The 18550-nt window shown below is 71.9% G+C and carries 21 protein-coding genes and 1 pseudogene; 7 read left to right on the forward strand and 15 right to left on the reverse strand.

Going from position 1 to position 18550, the window contains the following annotated elements; genetic code table 11:
• Positions 1–6 precede the first annotated feature (6 nt).
• The 3 genes from DFJ66_RS44120 to DFJ66_RS42645 form a co-directional block, all read right to left on the reverse strand.
• Positions 7–894, reverse strand: coding sequence for a YbaB/EbfC family nucleoid-associated protein (locus DFJ66_RS44120; protein ID WP_246029715.1), 888 nt, complete (start codon positions 892–894; stop codon positions 7–9).
• A 227-nt stretch (positions 895–1121) separates the two neighbouring features.
• Positions 1122–1421: a hypothetical protein gene (locus DFJ66_RS42640; RefSeq protein WP_170199303.1), complete on the reverse strand. Its 300-nt coding sequence runs from the start codon at positions 1419–1421 to the stop codon at positions 1122–1124.
• A gap of 217 nt (positions 1422–1638) precedes the next feature.
• Entirely contained in the window at positions 1639–2088 is a 450-nt protein-coding gene (locus DFJ66_RS42645) for a hypothetical protein (RefSeq protein WP_170199025.1), read from the reverse strand.
• A gap of 206 nt (positions 2089–2294) precedes the next feature.
• Between DFJ66_RS42645 and DFJ66_RS12265 the strand changes: the two genes are divergently transcribed.
• The 3 genes from DFJ66_RS12265 to DFJ66_RS12275 are packed head-to-tail and all read left to right on the forward strand — an operon-like array spanning position 2295 to position 4827.
• Positions 2295–3149 (forward strand): SAM-dependent methyltransferase, encoded by an 855-nt coding sequence (locus DFJ66_RS12265; RefSeq protein WP_121220893.1) that lies wholly within the window; start codon positions 2295–2297, stop codon positions 3147–3149.
• Complete coding sequence (locus tag DFJ66_RS12270) at positions 3146–4042, forward strand: ABC transporter ATP-binding protein (protein WP_246029716.1); 897 nt, start codon at positions 3146–3148, stop codon at positions 4040–4042. Before DFJ66_RS12265 ends, DFJ66_RS12270 begins: the two co-directional genes overlap by 4 nt.
• Positions 4039–4827, forward strand: coding sequence for an ABC transporter permease (locus DFJ66_RS12275; protein ID WP_246029717.1), 789 nt, complete (start codon positions 4039–4041; stop codon positions 4825–4827). Before DFJ66_RS12270 ends, DFJ66_RS12275 begins: the two co-directional genes overlap by 4 nt.
• A 5-nt stretch (positions 4828–4832) precedes the next feature.
• Here the strand turns inward: DFJ66_RS12275 and DFJ66_RS12280 are convergent, their stop codons facing one another.
• The 3 genes from DFJ66_RS12280 to DFJ66_RS12290 all read right to left on the reverse strand — a co-directional run bounded on the left by DFJ66_RS12280 (position 4833) and on the right by DFJ66_RS12290 (position 7179).
• Positions 4833–6122, reverse strand: a complete 1290-nt coding sequence (locus DFJ66_RS12280) for a glycosyltransferase (protein WP_121220895.1) — start codon at positions 6120–6122, stop codon at positions 4833–4835.
• A complete protein-coding gene (locus tag DFJ66_RS12285) occupies positions 6119–6718 on the reverse strand; it encodes a TetR/AcrR family transcriptional regulator (RefSeq protein ID WP_121220897.1) in 600 nt (199 codons plus the stop codon). Before DFJ66_RS12285 ends, DFJ66_RS12280 begins: the two co-directional genes overlap by 4 nt.
• Before the next feature lie 110 nt (positions 6719–6828).
• Positions 6829–7179 (reverse strand): hypothetical protein, encoded by a 351-nt coding sequence (locus DFJ66_RS12290; protein ID WP_121220899.1) that lies wholly within the window; start codon positions 7177–7179, stop codon positions 6829–6831.
• 221 nt (positions 7180–7400) lie between these two features.
• Between DFJ66_RS12290 and DFJ66_RS12295 the strand changes: the two genes are divergently transcribed.
• Positions 7401–8606 carry a cation:proton antiporter gene (locus DFJ66_RS12295; RefSeq protein ID WP_121220901.1) on the forward strand — a complete coding sequence of 402 codons (1206 nt, stop codon included), beginning with the start codon at positions 7401–7403 and terminating at the stop codon, positions 8604–8606.
• Here DFJ66_RS12295 and DFJ66_RS12300 read toward each other — a convergent pair.
• The 3 genes from DFJ66_RS12300 to DFJ66_RS12310 form a co-directional block, all read right to left on the reverse strand.
• A complete protein-coding gene (locus DFJ66_RS12300) occupies positions 8600–8977 on the reverse strand; it encodes a hypothetical protein (protein ID WP_121220903.1) in 378 nt (125 codons plus the stop codon). The genes DFJ66_RS12295 and DFJ66_RS12300 overlap by 7 nt on opposite strands.
• Positions 8978–9105: 128 nt before the next feature.
• Complete coding sequence (locus tag DFJ66_RS12305) at positions 9106–10404, reverse strand: ArsB/NhaD family transporter (protein WP_121220905.1); 1299 nt, start codon at positions 10402–10404, stop codon at positions 9106–9108.
• A complete protein-coding gene (locus DFJ66_RS12310) occupies positions 10401–10868 on the reverse strand; it encodes a CBS domain-containing protein (RefSeq protein WP_121220907.1) in 468 nt (155 codons plus the stop codon). The genes DFJ66_RS12305 and DFJ66_RS12310 overlap by 4 nt, the downstream gene beginning before the upstream one ends.
• Positions 10869–11451: 583 nt before the next feature.
• On the opposite strand from DFJ66_RS12310, the gene DFJ66_RS12315 reads away from it, so the two are divergent.
• The 3 genes from DFJ66_RS12315 (at position 11452) to DFJ66_RS12325 (ending at position 14157) form a co-directional block, all read left to right on the forward strand.
• On the forward strand, positions 11452–11931 hold the full coding sequence (locus DFJ66_RS12315) for a cation:proton antiporter regulatory subunit (protein WP_121220909.1): 480 nt from the start codon (positions 11452–11454) through the stop codon (positions 11929–11931).
• A 3-nt stretch (positions 11932–11934) separates the two neighbouring features.
• Complete coding sequence (locus DFJ66_RS12320; RefSeq protein WP_121220911.1) at positions 11935–13092, forward strand: cation:proton antiporter; 1158 nt, start codon at positions 11935–11937, stop codon at positions 13090–13092.
• Positions 13093–13350: 258 nt separating this feature from the next.
• Positions 13351–14157 (forward strand): serine/threonine-protein kinase, encoded by an 807-nt coding sequence (locus DFJ66_RS12325; protein WP_170199305.1) that lies wholly within the window; start codon positions 13351–13353, stop codon positions 14155–14157.
• A 428-nt stretch (positions 14158–14585) separates the two neighbouring features.
• Here the strand turns inward: DFJ66_RS12325 and DFJ66_RS12330 are convergent.
• The 6 genes and pseudogenes from DFJ66_RS12330 to DFJ66_RS12355 all read right to left on the reverse strand — a co-directional run.
• Positions 14586–15449, reverse strand: a pseudogene (locus DFJ66_RS12330) (SPFH domain-containing protein); the annotation flags it as partial.
• A gap of 2 nt (positions 15450–15451) precedes the next feature.
• On the reverse strand, positions 15452–15877 hold the full coding sequence (locus tag DFJ66_RS12335) for an NfeD family protein (protein ID WP_121220918.1): 426 nt from the start codon (positions 15875–15877) through the stop codon (positions 15452–15454).
• Positions 15878–16020: 143 nt separating this feature from the next.
• The gene (locus DFJ66_RS44980) at positions 16021–17169 is read right to left on the reverse strand and encodes a PucR family transcriptional regulator (RefSeq protein ID WP_121231061.1); all 1149 of its coding nucleotides are present in this window, start codon (positions 17167–17169) and stop codon (positions 16021–16023) included.
• A 52-nt stretch (positions 17170–17221) separates the two neighbouring features.
• Positions 17222–17584 carry a YbaB/EbfC family nucleoid-associated protein gene (locus DFJ66_RS12345; RefSeq protein ID WP_121220920.1) on the reverse strand — a complete coding sequence of 121 codons (363 nt, stop codon included), beginning with the start codon at positions 17582–17584 and terminating at the stop codon, positions 17222–17224.
• Between the two features lie 88 nt (positions 17585–17672).
• Positions 17673–18119: a WXG100-like domain-containing protein gene (locus DFJ66_RS12350; protein ID WP_147459218.1), complete on the reverse strand. Its 447-nt coding sequence runs from the start codon at positions 18117–18119 to the stop codon at positions 17673–17675.
• Between the two features lie 10 nt (positions 18120–18129).
• Positions 18130–18444 (reverse strand): hypothetical protein, encoded by a 315-nt coding sequence (locus tag DFJ66_RS12355; protein ID WP_121220924.1) that lies wholly within the window; start codon positions 18442–18444, stop codon positions 18130–18132.
• Positions 18445–18550 lie beyond the last annotated feature (106 nt).

Below are 18550 nucleotides of genomic sequence, written 5' to 3' on the forward strand. Positions count from 1 at the left end.
TCCCCCTCAACGCAAGTACGTGCTCGGCGGTTCGTCGTCGTCTTGGACCGGCGGGCGCGGCGGCCGGTTCCGCTGCACCGGGTCCGGCGGCACCGGAGCCGAAGGCGGAGCACCCGGCGGCGCGGGCGCCGACGGCATGATCGGCTGCACCCCGGACGCGGCCAAGCCCGCCTTGAACTCCTGCAACCGATCGCCCAAGACCGGCGCCACCGCCGCGTCCAGCTGCTGGGCTGCGTTCTGAGTAGCCATCCGGATGGCGTCCAGGATGTCCTGCTGGAGCGCCACGTGCGTGCGACTCATCGCAGCCGGCGACAACTGGAGCCCGAGGACCGCGCCGGAAGACGCCGCGGTGACCGTGACCGCGCCATCACGGCTGCGCCCCACACCGCGGATGTCCTTCATCGCCTCCTGGAGCTGACCCGCCTTGGCCACCTGCTCCTGGAAGGAACGCATCATCGCCTGCACACGCTGCTGAGGATCCGTCACGACGCCCTCGGTTCCACTCCCACTACGGTCTGCGATCGAAAGGCTACGGCACAGCCCACGCCACCGTCCGGACAACGCGGCGATCGCGAGTGACCCGCATACCGCCCTCGCCCTGCCACTGCCGATCCTGGTGATCTGCGAGCTGCTCGGCGTTTGCCCGAAGGGCATGCCGACGGGCGCGGTGGAGGTGAAGTCGTAGGTGTAGTGGTGTCCCGCCACCCACGCCTCGGTCAACCGGCCCGCCGCGTCGTAGACGTGGTTCGGTGCGCCCGGACGAGCGTCGACCCCACCCAGCGTCTCATCGGTGATCGTGCCCGCTCGGGTGAGGCCCACAGTCGAATCGATCCGAACGCCATCACTGGTCTGCCAGCGTTGCAACACCACCCGGCCTGCCGCGTCCTTCTCCACCAAGGCCAGCGAACTGCCGTTCGGGTAGGCGACGGTGGCCGGCTCACCCGCTGCGCCCCGCACGGTCGAGTCACGGGCACGGCGTCTGGGACCCTCCGGGGTTGCCGCCGGCCGATGCCCTCCGCCACCGTCGCGCGCGGTTCGGCCGGGGCGCGGCACCAATGGGCGAAGTGGACCGTCGGGCGAGTGGTTCGTCTCGTTCGGGAACAGGTTATGGAGCAGTCGGGTCAGTGGTCGACTCGACTGCGTCGGCGAAGCCAGGTCAGAGCACTGGCGGCGAGGCCGCACAGCGCGGCGACGAGGTAGGGCCACAGCTCGGTGATGCAGATGCCGATCACCAGGTCGGTCGTCGCGATCACGACGAACGTGGCCGCCAGGAGGAACAGCGCCCGGTCGGTGGCGTCGGTGGCAGGTGACGGCGTCGCCGGGTCACTGGGTCTGAGTCCGGGTGCTCGGGTCATGGTGTGGTCTCCGCACGGGTAGCCGATGTCGGCCGACCAGGCTTCCCGGCACACCATGAACGTCACCGGACGGGGCTCCGAACCAATGCGCGCAAGTGTAGTGGGCACATCGCAGCTTTCCCCGCGGGCGTCACCGGATCGTGGAGTTCGACATCGCCGGGCCACTGCGGCTCGCCGGCGGTCTACCATGCGCGGGCCGGGAATCCCCCCGCCCGGCGATCGAGGCGATCCCGGCTTTCCACCCCCCGGGAGCCGGGGTCGTCCTCCGCGGGTGGCCGCGGGGTCATCGCGGTGACCTCTCCACGGTCGGCGCGAGAACGACCGCACGACTCGGCAGGTCGGGCTCGGCGGTGCGCTGCCGTGGCACAGCGGTTCGCGTCGGGCGGCGCGAACCGCGCAGGGCGGTGGCCACCGCGGCCGAGCAGAGGCCGGCGGCGAGCAGGGTGAGGCCGAAGTCGCGGGAGTCGTCGTCGAAGACCAGGTCGCCGCGGCGGCCGAGGACGAAGCCGGCGTGCAGCAGCCAGCACACGATGGCGGTCGCCAGCATCGCCGGGACGGTGCTGAGCATCGCGATCAGGTCGACGACGGCCACCATCGCGATCAGCGACAGGATGGGGTGGTTGGTCGCGCCGGCGGCGACGGCGAGCAGGCCGGCGAAGACCGCCGCGGTGAAGCCCAGCGCGTAGCCGGCCGGTCCGTGCACCGGGGGCTTGGTCCTGCGAGGTAGGCGCATCGCTGTACTGCACCGTGCCGGCCCGGTCGGCGCCTGGTGTGTTTGCGGACTCCGTACGGGCGGTTCGGGTCGTCCTTACGCGATCCTGACGCCGCCGTACCGCGGAGCCATCGGTTCACGAGCTGTCCCGGCGGTAGGGTGGCATTCGGTGTGCCGGGAAGCCTGGTCGGCGTGATTGCCCGAACGCTTCCCTGGATGGAGCACACATGAGCAGTGGTGCGGCGCAGACCGCGGTGGGTCCGATGGTGGTCGTGGCGGTCGACCAGTATTCGGACTCGCCTGTGGTGCGCGATGAGTTGGCCGCGCGGTTGATCCCGTGGGACGGACGGGTCGCGGTGGCTTGTGCGCGGTGGGCGCCGGTGCGGCGGGCGCTGATGTCGGCCACGGAGAAGCAGGTTCCTGGCCTGTGGTCGAGCATGTTGTGCCGCAAGCGGTACATCGACGACGTGACGGTCGCGGCCGTGCGGGGCGGTGTCGAGGCCGTGGTGGTCCTCGGGGCCGGGTTCGACACACGTGCCTACCGGCTCGTCGCGCCCGCCGGGGTGCCGGCTTTCGAGGTGGACCTGCCGGCGAACACCGTGCGCAAACAGGCTCGGATGCGTCGCCTGTCCGGGGAGGTTGCGGACGGTGTCACGCTGGTGCCGGTTGATTTCGGTGCGCAGGACCTGGGTGAGGTGCTCGCATCCCACGGCTACCGGGGTGACCGGCGGACGCTGTTTGTGGGGGAGGCAGTGACCCAGTACCTGGACGAGGAGTCGGTGCGGGCGACGTTCGCGTACCTGGCCGGCGCGCCCTCCGGCAGCGAGTTGGTGTTCACCTACGTGCGCCGGGACTTCCTCGAGGGCGTCGAGCTGTACGGCGGGGACGCGGCACACCGGCGTTTCGTCCTCAAGGGGCGGTTGTGGCGGTTCGGGCTCGCGCCTGAGGAGGTCGGGTCGTTCCTGGCCGAGTTCGGGTGGCGCGAGGTCGAGCAGGTGGGGCCGCGTGAGTACGCCGAGCGGTACCCGCAGGCTGGTCCGGCGTCGGAGATCGAGCGCTGCGTGCGCGCGGTGAAGTCGTGACCGGCGTGGTGGAGGCCGCCGGGTTGGTGAAGCGGTACGGCGACGTGGTTGCTGTGGACGGTGTGTCGTTGTCGATCGGGCGGGGCGAGGTGTACGCGCTGCTGGGGCTCAACGGCGCCGGCAAGACGACCACGATCCGGATGCTGCTGGGCATGGTCCGGCCGACTGAAGGCTCGGTGCGGGTGCTCGGTTCGGTGGTCGGGCGTGGTCGTCGCGAGGTGTGGGCGCGGGTGGGTTACCTGGTGGAGGAACCGGCCGCCTATCCCGAGCTCACGGTCGTGGAGAACCTCCGTGTGGTGGCCGGGTTGCGTGGTCTGCGCGGGCGGCGGGAGGTGGAGGAAGTGGTGTCCCGGCTGGGTTTGGACGCCTACGCCGACCGCCGGGCGGGGACGCTGTCGCAGGGCAACGCACAACGCTTGGGGTTGGCCAAGGCGTTGCTGCACCGGCCGGAGCTGCTGGTGCTCGACGAGCCGGCCAACGCGTTGGACCCGGCCGGTGTGGTGGAGGTCCGGGAGCTGCTGCGCGGGCTGAGCCGGGAGCACGGGGTGACGGTCGTGCTGTCCAGCCACGTCCTGGCCGAGGTCGCGCGGCTGGCGACCCGGATCGGCGTCCTGCACGAGGGGCGCCTGCTGCAGGACGACCTGGCCGCGCGGGCGCGCCCGCGGCTGCGGGTGACCACCCGCGACCCGGCGACCGGCGCCGCGGTGCTGCGGGCGGCGGGGTTGGAGGTCCAGGAGGAGGAGGGCGGCGTCACGCTGGCCCAGGAACGCGCGGTGCGCGAGCCGGACGTGGTCGCCACGGTGCTCGTGCGCGCCGGGTGCCCGCCCACCGGGCTGACTGTCGAGCAGGACGACCTGGAGACCGTCTTCCTCCGCCTGGTCGGTGCCCGGTGAGCCGGCTGGTCGTCGCCGTGCGGGTCGAGGCGCTCAAAACCCGCCGGTCGCGGGTCCCGGTGGCCACGGCCGCGGCTTTCGCGTTCGCCGCCCTGGTCGGTGGCCTGTTCATGTTCGTCCTGCAGGACCAGCGGCGGGCGCGGTCGTTGGGGCTGCTGGGGGCCAAGGCGACGTTGGCCGGCGCGGAGGCGGACTGGCCCGGCTACTTCGCCATGCTCGCGCAGACCGCGGCAGTCGGCGGCACGGTGCTGTTCGGGCTGGTGGTGGTGTGGCTGTTCGGTCGCGAGTTCAGCCAGGGCACCGTCAAGGACCTGCTCGCCCTGCCCACCTCCCGCACGACGATCGTCGTGGCCAAGTTCGTCGTCGCCGCCGGGTGGTGCCTGCTCCTGACCGTCCAGCTCGCCGTGCTGGGCCTGGCGGTCGGTGCGGTGCTGGGGCTGCCGGGCTGGAACGCCGGCATCGCGCTCACCGCACTGCTGCGGCTGCTCGCCGTGGCGGGCATGACCGTGGCCGTGATGAGCCCGGTCGCCTTGGCGGCCAGCGCCGGTCGTGGGTACCTGTCCGGCATCGCCGCGGTGATCGCCACCGTGTTCCTCGCCCAGGTCGTGGCCGCGCTGGGCCATGGACACCACTTCCCGTGGTCGGTGCCCGCGTTGTTCAGCGGCGTCGCCGGACCCGACCGCGCCATGCCCGGCGCGATCGGCTTCGGCTTGGTGGCACTGGTCGGGATCGGCGGCGTGCTCGGCACGGCGTGGTGGTGGCGCGACGCCGACCAGGACCGGTGACCCGGTCAAACCGCAGATTGATCCATTGTGGACAGTCGAGGTTCGAGTAGTTCTTCCAGCAGCCGCACGGCTTCGCCCGTGCCTGGCTCGGCCCGGACGACGTGGGCGACATCGGCGGCGCGTGAGCGCAGGGTGAGGGCAGTGGTGATGGCGGCGGCCAGGGTGTCGGCGTCGAGTCGCTGCTGCCGCACCGGCCGGGGCGCGACGCCGAGCGCGTGCATCCGGCTCGCCCAGTACGGCTGGTCGGCGACGAACGGGCACACCACCTGCGGCACCCCGGCGGCCAGCGCGGCGGCCGTCGTACCGCCACCCCCGTGGTGCACGACGGCGGCCATGCGCGGGAACAGCCAGTCATGCGGAGCCTGGTCGATGACCAGCACGTCGGGGGAGGCGGCGGCGTCGATCCCGCCCCAGCCCGTGGCCAGCACCGCCCGCACCCCGGCCGCGCGCACCGCGTCGACCACGGTCCGGCCGGTGCGTTCGGCGTCGCGGCCGGCCATGCTGCCGAACCCGACGTAGACAGGAGGCGGTCCGGCGGCCAGGAACTCCGAAAGCCGCGCGGGTGGTGTCCAGGGCCCGGAGGGCAGGTACCAGAACCCGGTGGTGTGCACCGACGCCGGCCAGTCCGGGGCGACCGGGGAGGCAGCGGGGCTGAACGCCTGCAACACCCATCGGTCGCGCCCGTCTGGACCGTGGAGTAGGTCGTGCTCGCCCTTGCGGCGCGGCAGACCCAGGTCTCGGACGCGCCACTTCTCCACGATCCCGGCGAACGCGCGCAGGGTCGCCGACACGGTCAGGTACGTCGTCCGGTTGAGGAACCGCGGCAGCCTGGGCAGCGGCACCATCGGGCAGGGGAACGCCGAGGTCGGCACCCACCCGGGCTGGAACGTCGCGAGCACGGCAGGCACACCGAGCAGCTCGGCGACGTGCTGGGCCGGGACGCTGGGCGTGTGCACCACGACGTCGGCACCCGAGGCACGCGCCACCGGTCCGAGGTCGCGCAGCACGTCCGCCATCAGCGGCTTGATGCGACCGGCCGTGCGCAACGCGGTGATCTTGCCGCGCAGGCCGCGGTAGCCGCCGTCCACGGCTCGCCGGACCACGGGGTCGTCCATCAGCCGGTTGGGTCCTTCGTCCAGGGCGGCGAACTCCACCCCGTTGTCCCGCGCGGCCGGAGCGAACGACGCCGGAGCCGCCAGCAGGGCATGGTGGCCGGCCTCGCGCAGCGCCACGGCCAGCGCAAGCATCGGCTGGACGTCGCCGCGGGTGCCGTGGGTGACCAGGAGCGCCTTCACCGGCCCTCCCGCTCGATCGCCGTGAACGCGGTGAGCCACCGGTCGTCGGTGAACAGCCCGCCGGTCAACATCTCCAGACCCGCCCGCGCGCCGCACACGGCCACGGCGGTCTCCGCAGGGTCACCACCCAGCAGCCGTCCGACCTGGTCCCCGAGCACGAGGGGCGCCAGCAACCAGGACACGTAGGTCACGGCCCGAGCCCGCGCGTCGGCGCTGGGTCGCACCCACCCCTGAGCCTCACCCTCGGCCAACCACTGCTCGGTGCGCGCCACGATCTCACCGAACAACGCCGTCGCCGCGTCCGACCCGTCCAGCAACGCCCGCGCCAGGTACCGCCGAACCGGTGTGGCCGCCCGCAACACTTCGCCCAACGCGTCCGCGTCGGTCGAACCACCGGACCGGATCGCGTCGAGCACGTACTCGTCGCACGCCTGCCGCAATCCCTCCTTGGAACCGAAGTGGTGCACCACCAACGCGGGCGATACCCCCGCATCGGCCGCCACCGAGCGCACCGACGTGCCACCGATGCCGTCGGTGCCGAACCGGGCCAGCGCCGCGTCGCGGATCCGTGCGCGGGCGGTGAGATCTGAACGCATGTTCAGATCATTGAACAAGTGTTCAGTCGCGTCCAGGCCACGCGGTCGACCTTGATGGTTTCTTTGCGCCGACCCGCCGGACCGGGCCTCGCGCATCCCGGCGGCCGGATTCACACCTCGATCTCCTCCCGAAGTACGGTCACGCCGTTGGTGTTCGCGGGGCTGTTCATGGTGGCCTTGGCCTTCATCCCTCGCCGCCACCGACGCGCGCGACGGGCTGCGGAAGTTCTTGCACGCCACCTGCACGAGCTGGAGACCAGTCCACTGTGGAGCCGGTCGATCCGCCACCCCGAGGAGATGCGCGCGGTGGCCGCCAAGCTGGACCCGGAACGGGTCACCGCGGCCGTCGACAACCCCGTCACGGCGCTGACGGAGTTCATCACCGAACGACGGCGCTCCGGCGAGCTGATCGACGTCGAGCCGGCCATGGTCGTGGTCGTGGTGCAGGCGGTCGTGCTCACCCCCCTGTTCGCGGACCGGCTCGGCGACCCGGCCCTGTACCCCCGGATCGTCTACCTGCTGGTGGACATCGTGGCCACGGGCCTCACCACCCGCCCCCGGAGCCAGGGTTTGCCTCCGCCCCGCTTTTGCGGCATGTTTGCGCCCGGAACGCCGGGAAGTCTGGTCGGCACACCCTCACGCACACCGCGTCGAGGGCGTTCGACCTGGACGGAGTTCGTCGATGGCGCTGGTGTTGGCGTTCGGTGTCGTGCTGCTCATCAGCGTGTCGCTGTCGGGCGTCGCCGCCCGCACGATCCTGTCCACCGCGCTGTTGTTCCTGCTCGCCAGCGCGCTGATCGGGCAGGGCGGCTTCGGCTGGGTGGACATCCCCTCCAACGGTGCGTTCGTCACCGGCCTGGCCGACCTCGCGCTGTTCACCGTGCTGTTCACCGACGGCCAACGCGCCGGCCTCCCCGCACTGCGCGAGGGCTGGCGGCTGTCCGGCCGCGCCCTCGGCCTGGCCATGCCGCTGACCATGGTCGGCATCGCCGTCCCCGCCCACTTCCTCGCCGGTCTGGACTGGACGACCGCGCTGCTGGTCGGCGCGATCCTGTCCCCCACCGACCCGGTCTTCGCCTCCGCGATCGTGGGCCGCACCGACGTGCCGCTGCGCCTGCGCCGACTGCTCAACGTCGAATCCGGGCTCAACGACGGCCTCGCCCTGCCCTTCGTCCTGATCTTCCTCGCCACCGCCACCAACCGCGACACCGACTTCGCCACCATCGCCATCGAACTGGTCTCCGGCCTCGCCCTCGGCATCGCCGTCGCCGCCGTCGTGGCACTGGCCTGGCGACTCAAGATCCTCACCGCCGAACCCCGCCTGCAAGCCCTGGGCCCGCTGGCCATCGGCGTCATCGTCTACGCCGGCTGCCACCTCACCCACGCCAACCCCTACCTCGCCGCCTTCGCCGCCGGCTCCACCCTGGCCACCCTCGACCGCGTCACCGCCGAGCACTTCGAACACTTCGGCGACCTGCTTTCCGAAACCACGAAATTCGCCGCCCTGCTCGTCTTCGGCGCCCTCATCACCCCCGACCGGATCTCCCACCTCAGCCTCGGCGACTGGGCCGTAGCGATCATCGCGATCCTGCTCGTGCGGCCCGCGGCGATGCTGTTCTCGCTGCTTCGCACCCCGCTGCCCGCCCGTGAACGCTCGGTCGCGGCCTGGTTCGGCCCCAAGGGCTTCGCCTCCGTCGTCTACGGCCTGCTCGCCCTGCAAGCGGGGATACCCGCCGGCGAACACGTCTTCGACCTCGTGGCCATCACCATCGCCCTGTCGATCGTGCTGCACTCCTCCACCGACGTCCCCGTCGCCAAGGCCCTCAGCATCGAACCCCCGGACAACCTGCCCACCGGACGCCCCGACACCGCCCGGACCGATCAGTGAGCCCGGTGGCCCTGCGCAAGGCCGAGGGCATCGCCGGGATCGCCAAGGGCGCGGCCGGCGGCGCGCACGGCATCGTCGGCATCACGCTGGCGATGGCCGAGGTCGTCGGGGGGCATCCGCGTGGCCATCCGCGACCTGCTGGCCGCCCTCGCGGGCGCGCTGGTGAGCTGGGCCATCGAGCTGGCATGCACGCTCGGGGCAGCGGCGCCGGTGGTGGTCGCCCAGGCCACGGCGAAGATCGCGCAGGTGGTGCGGATCGTGGCCGGCCTGCTCAAGGCGCTGGCCAGCGCCCTCACCTGCCTGGTGCAGCTGCGGGACCTGTTCGACGCGTTCTGGAGGGCGCTCAACGAACTGAAGAAGAGCCAGGCCACCGCCCGGCCTGATCCGACATCGTGGGCCGAGCCGCCGACCGGCGACCCGCCACGGGCGGTGTCGGTACAGACCCGACCCGCCACCACCCGTCGACGTGACCAAGGCCGCTCTGCCGCGAGGCCGCCGCTCACGCCAGCACGAAGTAGCGCAGCCACAGGTAGGGCGCGGACAGCAGGACCGACAGCCCCGCGACCACCAGCCCGTACCGGGTGAAGGTCCAGAAGCTGATCGGTGTGCCGTTGCGCGCCGCCAGCCCCAGCACGACCACGTTCGCGCTCGCGCCCACGGCGGTCGCGTTGCCGCCCAGGTCCGCGCCCAGCGCCAGCGACCACCACAGTGACTCGGCCTGGGTCGTGCCGCCCTGCGCGGACACCAGGTCGGCCACGATCGGGGACATCGTCGCGACGTACGGGATGTTGTCCACAATGGCCGAGAGCACAGCGGAGATCACCAGCAGCGCCATCACGGCGACCAGCGGCTGCCCACCCACCGCGTCCGCCAAAGCCCGCGACACCTCGCCGATCACGCCGGTCTTGACCAGCGCACCGACCATGACGAACAGGCCCATGAAGAAGACCAGGGTCTCCCACTCGACGTCGGCGATGGCCTCCTCGGTGGTCACCTTCGAGATCAGCACCAGCAGGCCCGCACCCAGCAGCGCCACCACCGACGGCTCCACGTGCAACGCGCTGTGCAACGTGAACCCGGCCAACACCAACGCCAGCACGAGCAAGCTCTGCCACAGCAGCGTCCGGTTGCGGATCGCTTCCCGCTCCGACAGCGCCATGACCTCGGCGACGCGCTTCTCGTCGTAGCGGAAGGCATCGCGGAACAACCACCGGCACACGACCACGAACACCACCATCAACACCACGACGAACGGTGCCAGGTGAACGAGGAAGTCGTTGAACGAGAACCCGGCGCGGCTGGCGATGATGATGTTGGGCGGGTCGCCGATCAGGGTCGCCGTGCCGCCGATGTTGGACGCCATCACCTCGGCGATCAGGAACGGGATCGGGTTGAGCCCCAGCCGGTCGCACACCAGGAAGGTCACCGGCGCGATCAGCAGCACCGTGGTGACGTTGTCCAGCGCCGCGGAGGCGACAGCGGTGATCACGACCAGCATGACCAGCATCGCGTAGGGCCTGCCGCGAGCACGCTTGGCCGCGGCGATGGCCAGGTACTCGAACAGGCCGGTCTGCTTGAGCACCCCGACGATGACCATCATGCCCAGCAGCAGGAACACCACGTTCCAGTCGATGCCGGCGTCGAGGGAATGGAACGCGGTCTCACCGTCGGTCAGACCGAGGGCGAGCATGAGCGCGGCACCACCGAGGGCAGCGGCGACGCGGTGGACCCGCTCGGTGGCGATCAGGATGTAGGCGCCGACGAACACGACCACCGACAGGACCTGGCTGAGCGTCATGCGGGCGACTCCGAGGCGTTCAGGATGACCTCCAGCAGATGTGATGCCGTGACGACACCGTGGATCTCCCCGTGATCGGCGACGACGATCAGCGGGGTGTGCAGCCGGGCCATCGTCGCCGCGCACTCCAGCACCGTCGCGTCGCCGGACACCATGGGCAGCTCGTACCGCTTTTCCTTGGGCGGCAGCACTTCCTTGACCGACCGGTCCGACAGCTTGCGCACGCAGACGTCCGCGCCGCCCTGCTCGTCGTAGACCCGGGCCAGCGAGGGGTCCTCCTGCACGTACCCGGGCACGCTGAACCGCAGCACCTGGGAGGCGGGCAGCACCGTCACCGGCTCCCCGTCGTCGCCGACCACGACCACGCCGGGTCGCCGTTGCTCGGCGATCAGCCTGGCCGCGTCCAACGCGTTGTCGCTCAACCGGACGAGCGGGTAGTCCTCCGCCAGGTCATGAGCACGCATGATCGACACCCCCGGAACTGGTTGTTGTGGCAGCGGTCACAGCGTGCGCTAGCATCGGACTGTTGTCAGCACAGCGCACACGGGGTGGGCAGACATGTCCGGGCTGGTAATCGCGGCCCTGCTGGTCGCGGGGTTCCTGCTGATCGCGATCGTGCTGCGGACCGTCGAACGGCATTGACCACGGTCACGGCTCCCTGACCGACCGCAGGACGACGAGTTCGTCGTCGGCCCGCACGGTCGACAGTGCCCCACGACTCAGCGCGAGCCCCACCCACCGCGATCAGCGCTTCGCCCGCGCGGCCGTCGCCGAGCACCGCTTGCGCGCCGTCCTCGACGGCCAGGGACGTGCGCGAGTGGTCGACGTCGAGGACCACGAGGTCCCGGGTGCCGGCCGAGGCGGCGGCGCGCCCGTAGCCGGTCAGCACCGTGTGCGCGGTCATGTCTGCTCCCGGTCGTGGGTACGACGTCGTCCACCGCCGACCAGGCTTCCCGGCACACCGCGCGTCACCCTACCCGCAGGTGCCCCACCCGCACAGCGCGAACCGAGGAGGTGTGGGGCTCCCGCCCGCGCCATCATGGGGCGATGGACGTCAACGAGGTGCTGCTGCCGGGCGTCGGGCTGCGGTACGAGTTCACCAACGCCGAGGGGCAGCGGATCGGCGTCATCGCGCGCCGGTCGGGCGGGTTCGAGGTGGTCGCCTACTCGGCGGCCGACCCCGACGAGAGCCGGCCGTTGCTGCGCCTGACCCGCGAAGAGGCGGACACGGTGGCCGAGATCCTGGGCGCGCCGCGCATCGCCGAGCGCTTCGCCGACCTCACCAAGGAGGTCCCGGGGCTGGCGGCGGGACAGGTGGTCGTGCCGCCCGCGTCGCCGCACGCCGACCAGCCGCTCGGCGCCACCCGCGCCCGGACCCGGACGGGCGCGTCCATCGTGGCCGTGGTGCGGGGCGAGGACGTGATCGCCTCACCCGCACCTACCCAGGTGCTGCGCCCCGGTGACGTCCTGGTGGTGATCGGCACGCACGACGGCATCGAGGGCGTGCGGCGCATCATCGAGGGCTGAGACGTGCACGACTCGCTCGCGCTGCTGCTGGAACTGGGCGTCATCCTCCTGGCGCTCAGCGCGCTCGGCGCGTTCGCCCGCAGGCTCGGCCTGTCCCCCATCCCGCTGTACCTGCTGGCCGGCCTGGTGCTGGGCGAGGGCGGCATCGCCCCGGTGCCGGCCGCGGGCGAGTTCGTCAGGACCGGCGCGACGATCGGCGTCGTGCTCCTGCTGCTCACCCTGGGCCTGGAGTTCTCGACCGCCGAGTTCACCCACAGCGTGCGCCGCCACCTGCCTTCGGCGCTGGTCGACCTGGTGCTGGGTGCGGCGCCCGGCGCGATCGTGGGACTGCTGCTCGGACTGGACACCGTGGGCGTGCTGGCCCTGGCCGGCGCCACCTGGGTGTCGTCGTCGGGGATCGTCGCGCGGCTGCTGGACGACCTGCGCCGCCTGGGCAACCGGGAGACCCCGGCGGTGCTGGCCGTCCTGGTGATGGAGGACTTCGCCATGGCCCTCTACCTGCCCGTGCTGGCGGTGCTCGCCGCCGGCGGCGCGTGGTGGGAGGCGTCGCTAGGGGTGCTGGTGGCGGTCGGGGCGGTCGGGGCGGCGTTCCTCGCCTCCCACCGCTACGGCCACCACGTCAACCGGTGGCTGGCCCACCCCGACGCCGAGCAGCTCATGCTGCGCGTCCTCGGGGCCACGCTCGTCGTCGCCGCCCTGGCCGAGTTCGTGGACGTCTCGGCGGCGGTCGGCGCCTTCCTGGTCGGCCTGACCCTCACCGGTGAGGCCGCCGAACGCGCCCGCGCCGTGCTGGCCCCGCTGCGCGACCTGGTCGCCGCCGCGTTCTTCCTCGCCATCGGACTGGCTGTCAGCCCCGCCGACCTGGTGCCGGTCCTGCCGGTCGCACTGGCGCTGGCCGCAGCGGGCGCGGTCACCAAGGTGGTCACCGGCTGGTACGCGGCCGGACGCGACGGCGCCGGGCGGCGCGGACGGCTGCGGGCGGGCACCGCGCTGATCGCCCGCGGCGAGTTCTCCATCGTCATCATCGGCCTCGCCGGCACCGGACACGACCGCCTCGGCCCGCTCGTGACCGCCTACGTCCTCCTGCTGGCCACCGCCGGCCCGGTCATCACCCGCTGGTCCGGCACCACGCCACGCGACCGACAGCCGACCACCACCTGAAACGACCACCACCGCGGACCGGTCACCCCTGTCCGAAGCGCCCCGGTCGGCGTCGCAGTGGCGTGCTTCAGGCCGTCACGACGCTTCGCCGGGCCAGACTTCGACATTCACGACGATGTAGTCGGCGTTGCTGTCGCACCAGCCTGGCCGCCTCGTGCGCGCACCGCTTCCCCTGCGCCATCCCGAAGTCCGCGGGTTTACCCGGCCCGATCCTCCCGGTAGTCACGGAAGTCCGGTTCTGGACGAAAGGGCCTGTTGGTGTCTGCGGCTGCCGAACGTGAACTGCTGGCTGGTCGCTACCGGCTGGGAGAGCTGCTCGGTTCAGGCGGCGCCGGTGAGGTCCGCAGGGCGTGGGACACGACGTTCAACCGGCCGGTGGCGGTGAAGATCGTTCGCTGGGACGCCGGCGGCGCGACGCGCAGACGGTTCCGGCACGAGGTTCGGACGTTGGCCGGGTTGCAGCACCCCGGCGTGGTGTCGGTGCTCGACGCCGGCACCGACGGGTCCAGGTCCTTCGTCGTGATGCGCCTGGTCGACGGCGGCACCCTGCGCGACCGGATGGCGGTCGGCGCGATGGACGTCGACACGGTACGCGAACTCGGCGCACACATCGCCGAGGCGCTGGACCACGTCCACGCACGCGGCATCGTGCACCGCGACATCACCCCGGCCAACATCCTGCTCGACGACCGAGGACGACCCCACCTGGCCGACTTCGGACTCGCCCGGCTGCCCGACAGCCCCCAGCTGACCAAAACCGGCCACGTCATGGGCACCGCCGCCTACCTCGCCCCCGAACAGGTCCGCGGCCAGGACATCACCACCGCCACCGACATCTACGCGTTGGGACTGGTCCTGCTCGAATGCCTCACCGGCCACCGCGAGTTCCCCGGCGGACGCGCCGAAGCCGCCGCGGCCCGCCTGCACCGACCACCACACCTCCCAGCCGACCTCCCCGACGACCTGACCCGGCTTCTGGGCCGGATGACCTCCCTGGTGCCCCACCGCCGCCCGACCGCGGCCGACTGCGCCCACACCCTGCGCTACCGCGACCTTCGTGCCTGACGACCTGCGCACGACCGTGGCCACGGTGAACACGCTCCCGTTGGCGGATGTGCCCGCGCTGCCGCTGCCGGCGGACCTCCACTGGTGCTGCCAGCCGGCGCGGCGTGACGCAGACCAAGTGGGGCAGCGGGGTCGGAGGTGGTGTCGTTGAAGCACCTGCGGCGGGCGCGCTCGGCCTCTTCGGGACGTGGCCGGACCGTCGGGTCCGCCGACGACGGTGGCGGGGCCGCCGCCCCCCGCGAGCGATCCTCACCGCCACGGTCGTGCTGCTCGCGGTACCTCTGCTGTGGCGCGCACGCGAGCCGCTACGCCCGGCGTGTCCTGGCGAGGGCCTGCCCGCAGCTGTTGTCCGGCGGTCAGGAGTGCCCGTTGGTCGTGTGGTGCGCCGGTGCCCCGGGGATCGGGTCGGTGGCGCGGGTCGTCGGGGTGAACGCCTGGGACAGACCTTGGAGTGCCGCGGTGAGTTCGCCCGGCACCACCCAGACGGTGTTGCCGCTGCCCTGAGCGAGTTGCGGCAGAGTCTGCAGGTACTGGTAGGCCAGCAGCTTTGGGTCGGGGTTGTTGCGGTGCACCGCCTGGAAGACCTCGTCGATCGCGCTCGCCTGCCCCTTCGCGCGCAGCACCTCGGCCTCCCGGTCGCCCTGCGCCCGCAGCACGGCCGCGCGCTGGTCGCCCTCGGCGGTCAGGATCTGCGCCTGCCGCTGCCCCTCGGCGGTGAGGATGGCCGCGCGCTTGTCGCGTTCGGCACGCATCTGCTTCTCCATCGCGTCCTTGATGGACTGCGGCGGGTCGATGGCCTTGATCTCCACCCGGCTCACGCGCAGGCCCCACTTGCCGGTCGCGTCGTCGAGCACCCCGCGCAACCTGCTGTTGATGGTGTCGCGGGAGGTGAGCGTGGCTTCCAGGTCCATCGAGCCGACGACGTTGCGCAGGGTCGTGACGGTCAACTGCTCGACGGCCTGCAGGTAGTCGGCGATCTCGTAGGCGGCGGCCCGGGGTTCGGTGACCTGGAAGTACACCACCGTGTCGATCTCCACGACCAGGTTGTCCTCGGTGATCACCGGCTGCGGCTGGAACGAGACCACTTGCTCGCGCAGGTCGATGGTCTGCCGGACCCGGTCCACGAACGGGATGACCAGGTTCAGGCCGGGCCGCAGCGTGCGGTGGAACCGGCCCAGCCGCTCGATGTTGCTCGCCTTGCCCTGCGGCACGATCCGCACGGCGCGGGCGACCGTGAACACGGCGAGCAGCACCACGGCCAGCGCCACTACCAGTGCGACGGGAGACTCCACGATCAACTCCTCGGGTGGACGAAGGCCGTGGTGCCGCTGATGCGCAGCACCTCGACGGTGGTTCCGGCGGGGATCACGGTGGTGTCGTTGAACGACCGAGCGGTCCACTCCTCGCCGCGCACCTTCACCAGGCCCGCGTCCGGCCGCACCTCGCGCAGCACCTGCGCGGGTTCGCCGATCAGCGCGTCCACCCCGAACCTGCGGTCGGCAGCCGGGGTGCGGTGGCGCAGCGCGATCGGCCGCAGCAGCACCAGTCCGACGCCCGAGACGACGGTGAACACGACCAGCTGGCCCCACAGGGGCGTGCCGAGCGCGGCGAACGGCGCGGTGAGCAGCGCCGCGCCGCCGAGCACGGACAGCGCCGCGGTGAGCGTCACCGCCTCCGCGACGCCGAAGACCCCTGCGAGGACCAGCCAGAGCACCCACATCGCGCGTGTTCCTCCCCCCTGGCCGGTCCTCGCCACCGACACCCCCGCGTCGGCGTGGCGCTAATGCTGCCGCGCGACAAACCGGCCGACAACGACCGTGATCGGCCAGGAAACCGCGCGTTGTTTGCCGACCTCCGGCAATCTCAGAGCAGCTTCGCTCCGAGCACGGCGACGTGCAGGGCGAGCCCCTGGATCGGGTCGTCGGCCGAGTACCCGGTCAACTCCTCGACCCGGTCGAGCCGATAGGTCACCGTCCGCACCCCGATGTGCAGCGCCCGCGCGCACTCCGTCGCCACCCGACCGCAGGCGAAGTACGCCGCCAACGTCTCCACCAGCACTCCCCCGCCACCCCGCGCCTGCTCCAACGGCGACAGCACCGCCGACACCAGGTCCGCCAACGCCGCCCGGTCCCGCATCAGCACCGGGAACACCAACAGGTCCGACGCGTGGTGCACCCGCCCCGGCAGGTCCAGCCGCGCCGCCACCTCCAACGCGTCCCGCGCCTGCCCGAACGACCGCACCGGCCCACCCGGACCCGACTGCGCCCGCCCGACCCCGACCCGCCACCCGGCGTCCTCGCCCAACGCCGCACCCACCTGCCCGACGAACTCCTCCACCAACCCGATCAGCGTGTCCGGCGCGACACACACCAGCATCCCGTCCTTGGTCGTCACCAGCACGTCCCGGCGGTCGACCCGGCCGCGCACCGAGTCCTCCACCCGACGCGCCGCCACCCCACCGTCCACGATGGACTCCCGGGCGGTCGCCACCGCGACCACGGTCCTCCCGGACAGCCGGAACCCCAGTCGCTCCGCCCGTTCCACCAGGTCGTCCAGCCGGCGACCGTCGAGCAGGTCGTCCACGAACTCCCGCCGCGACGACTCCTCCCGCCGCAACGACCAGCGCTGCGCCTCCTCGTACCCCTCCGCCAACGCCCCCACCGCCGCGTCCGCGGCCCGGAACACCGCCCGCCCCACCACACCCGACATCTCCGCACCCGTCGACCCGCGCACCCCCGGCAACGACGGCCACGCCAACCACGTCGCACTCAGGTAGAGGTCGATGACCTCCCGCATGGACACCCCGCGCTCCACCGCCACCGCACCAACCGCCCGCCGCGACTCCAGATACCCCCGCGTCAACCGGCCACCGCTCGCACTGACCTCGACCAACGCCTCCAGATAACCGTCGAGCAGATCCGGCGGAACACCCCCCGCATCCCGGCTCGCCCGCACGGCGACATCAGCCACGTCCAACACCGTCGCGTCCGCCGACTTCTTCCTCCGCACCATGCGCACAGATTCGCATCCCGGCACTTCGGACCACGGCCGCGGCTCGAAGCGTTCAGCCGCGGCCGAGCAGACGGTCGAACTGGTGCAACGCCGGATCGAAGTCCAGGTCAGTGTCGTCCCGGCGGGCGTCGGGCGGCAAGAACGGGCGGGCGAGGGCGAACGCTTCGCGCTGCGCCTGTTCGGTGGCCCGGTGCACGGCGTCGGTCACCGACTCCGCCAGCCCGAGTGAATCGGGGTGCCGGTACACGCGGGGGTCGATCACCAGGTCCAGCAACTCGCCCCGTCCACTGGTGGTGGCGGTCACCAGGCCGTCCCGCGAGCGGGCGGTAGCACGGACGGTGGCGAGCTTGTCGCGGAAGGCGCGGATGCCCTCGGCCAGGCCTTCCAGGCCGCTCAGCTCGGGTCGCACGGTCACCGCACCCCCAGCCGCGCCCGTGCCCGCGCCTCGTCACGCGCGGCTTGGCCGGAGTTGTCCTCCGCGATCCCGTCGTGAACGGCGTTGCTCAGCGGCACCAGCGCCTGCAGCGGCGGGGACGTCGAGAGCGCCGCCGCCTTCTGCTCGTCGTTGCGCGGCACCCAATAGGCGCCGAGATCGTTGTAGAACGTGGACGGGTTCTTGCCGCCGGGATGCGTGAGCTGATGTAGCTCTTGGCATCCTTGACGTCTACGGCGAACGCACCCGCCAGACCACCGAGCTTGTCCAGGCGGTCGGCGACATCCGACACCGCGGCGATCTGCCACCTGAGGGTGCGCGCCATGTCCACGCCGGCCTCGTCCCACCACGCCACCGCGACGGCGTCGACGTCGGCTTTGGTGAGGCCACGAAACGCGGCGGCGGAATCAACGAGGGCGAAGAACAGGCGGCCCATCATGTCCTCGTCGGTGTCGGGCCACTCCGTGTGCGGCTTGACCTTCGACCACAGTTCGCCCGACGGCTCGGCGATCGTCATCACGACTCTCCTAACGGGGACGGGGGAAGCCACCAGCCGCCGCCTGATCGGCCTCGCGGTAGCGCTGGACGGACACCCGGCCGCCGTGCAAGGACGCCTCCAACTGCGCCAGTGCCGAGTCTGCGAGCACGCGGGCGGGGTCGGCCAACGGTGTGTAGGTCGGCCGGAACGCCTGCGCCAACCGACCGTGACCGATGCCCTCCTCCTGCCCGGCGACCTCACCACGCAACCGCCGCCACACCGTGCCGGTGTCCTCCTCCAACGCCTGGACACGGGCCAACGCCTGCTCGGTGGCGTCGGGATCCATGCCGATCTCCCAGCCCATGCGGCCACTCCTCCAGTCGGGGAGCCCGAGGCTAGGGCGACGAACAGGCCGGAGGGCGGCGGTGGCACGTTCCGGTCACTCGGCATCGACGCCCGCCGCACATCCC

It is taken from the genome of Saccharothrix variisporea, assembly GCF_003634995.1.
Taxonomy (GTDB): Bacteria; Actinomycetota; Actinomycetes; order Mycobacteriales; family Pseudonocardiaceae; genus Actinosynnema; species Actinosynnema variisporeum.

Bases quoted from the DNA above. Each gene is read 5' to 3' on its own strand.
- DFJ66_RS12310 (WP_121220907.1), bottom strand. From the start codon at position 10,868: ATGCGTGCTCATGACCTGGCGGAGGACTACCCGCTCGTCCGGTTGAGC.
- DFJ66_RS12305 (WP_121220905.1), bottom strand. From the start codon at position 10,404: ATGACGCTCAGCCAGGTCCTGTCGGTGGTCGTGTTCGTCGGCGCCTAC.
- DFJ66_RS12285 (WP_121220897.1), bottom strand. From the start codon at position 6,718: ATGCGTTCAGATCTCACCGCCCGCGCACGGATCCGCGACGCGGCGCTG.
- DFJ66_RS12335 (WP_121220918.1), bottom strand. From the start codon at position 15,877: ATGTGGGTGCTCTGGCTGGTCCTCGCAGGGGTCTTCGGCGTCGCGGAG.
- DFJ66_RS12350 (WP_147459218.1), bottom strand. From the start codon at position 18,119: ATGACGATCGCCGAGCCGTCGGGCGAACTGTGGTCGAAGGTCAAGCCG.
- DFJ66_RS44980 (WP_121231061.1), bottom strand. From the start codon at position 17,169: ATGGTGCGGAGGAAGAAGTCGGCGGACGCGACGGTGTTGGACGTGGCT.
- DFJ66_RS12295 (WP_121220901.1), top strand. From the start codon at position 7,401: ATGGCGCTGGTGTTGGCGTTCGGTGTCGTGCTGCTCATCAGCGTGTCG.
- DFJ66_RS12355 (WP_121220924.1), bottom strand. From the start codon at position 18,444: ATGGGCTGGGAGATCGGCATGGATCCCGACGCCACCGAGCAGGCGTTG.
- DFJ66_RS42645 (WP_170199025.1), bottom strand. From the start codon at position 2,088: ATGCGCCTACCTCGCAGGACCAAGCCCCCGGTGCACGGACCGGCCGGC.
- DFJ66_RS12315 (WP_121220909.1), top strand. From the start codon at position 11,452: ATGGACGTCAACGAGGTGCTGCTGCCGGGCGTCGGGCTGCGGTACGAG.
- DFJ66_RS12265 (WP_121220893.1), top strand. From the start codon at position 2,295: ATGAGCAGTGGTGCGGCGCAGACCGCGGTGGGTCCGATGGTGGTCGTG.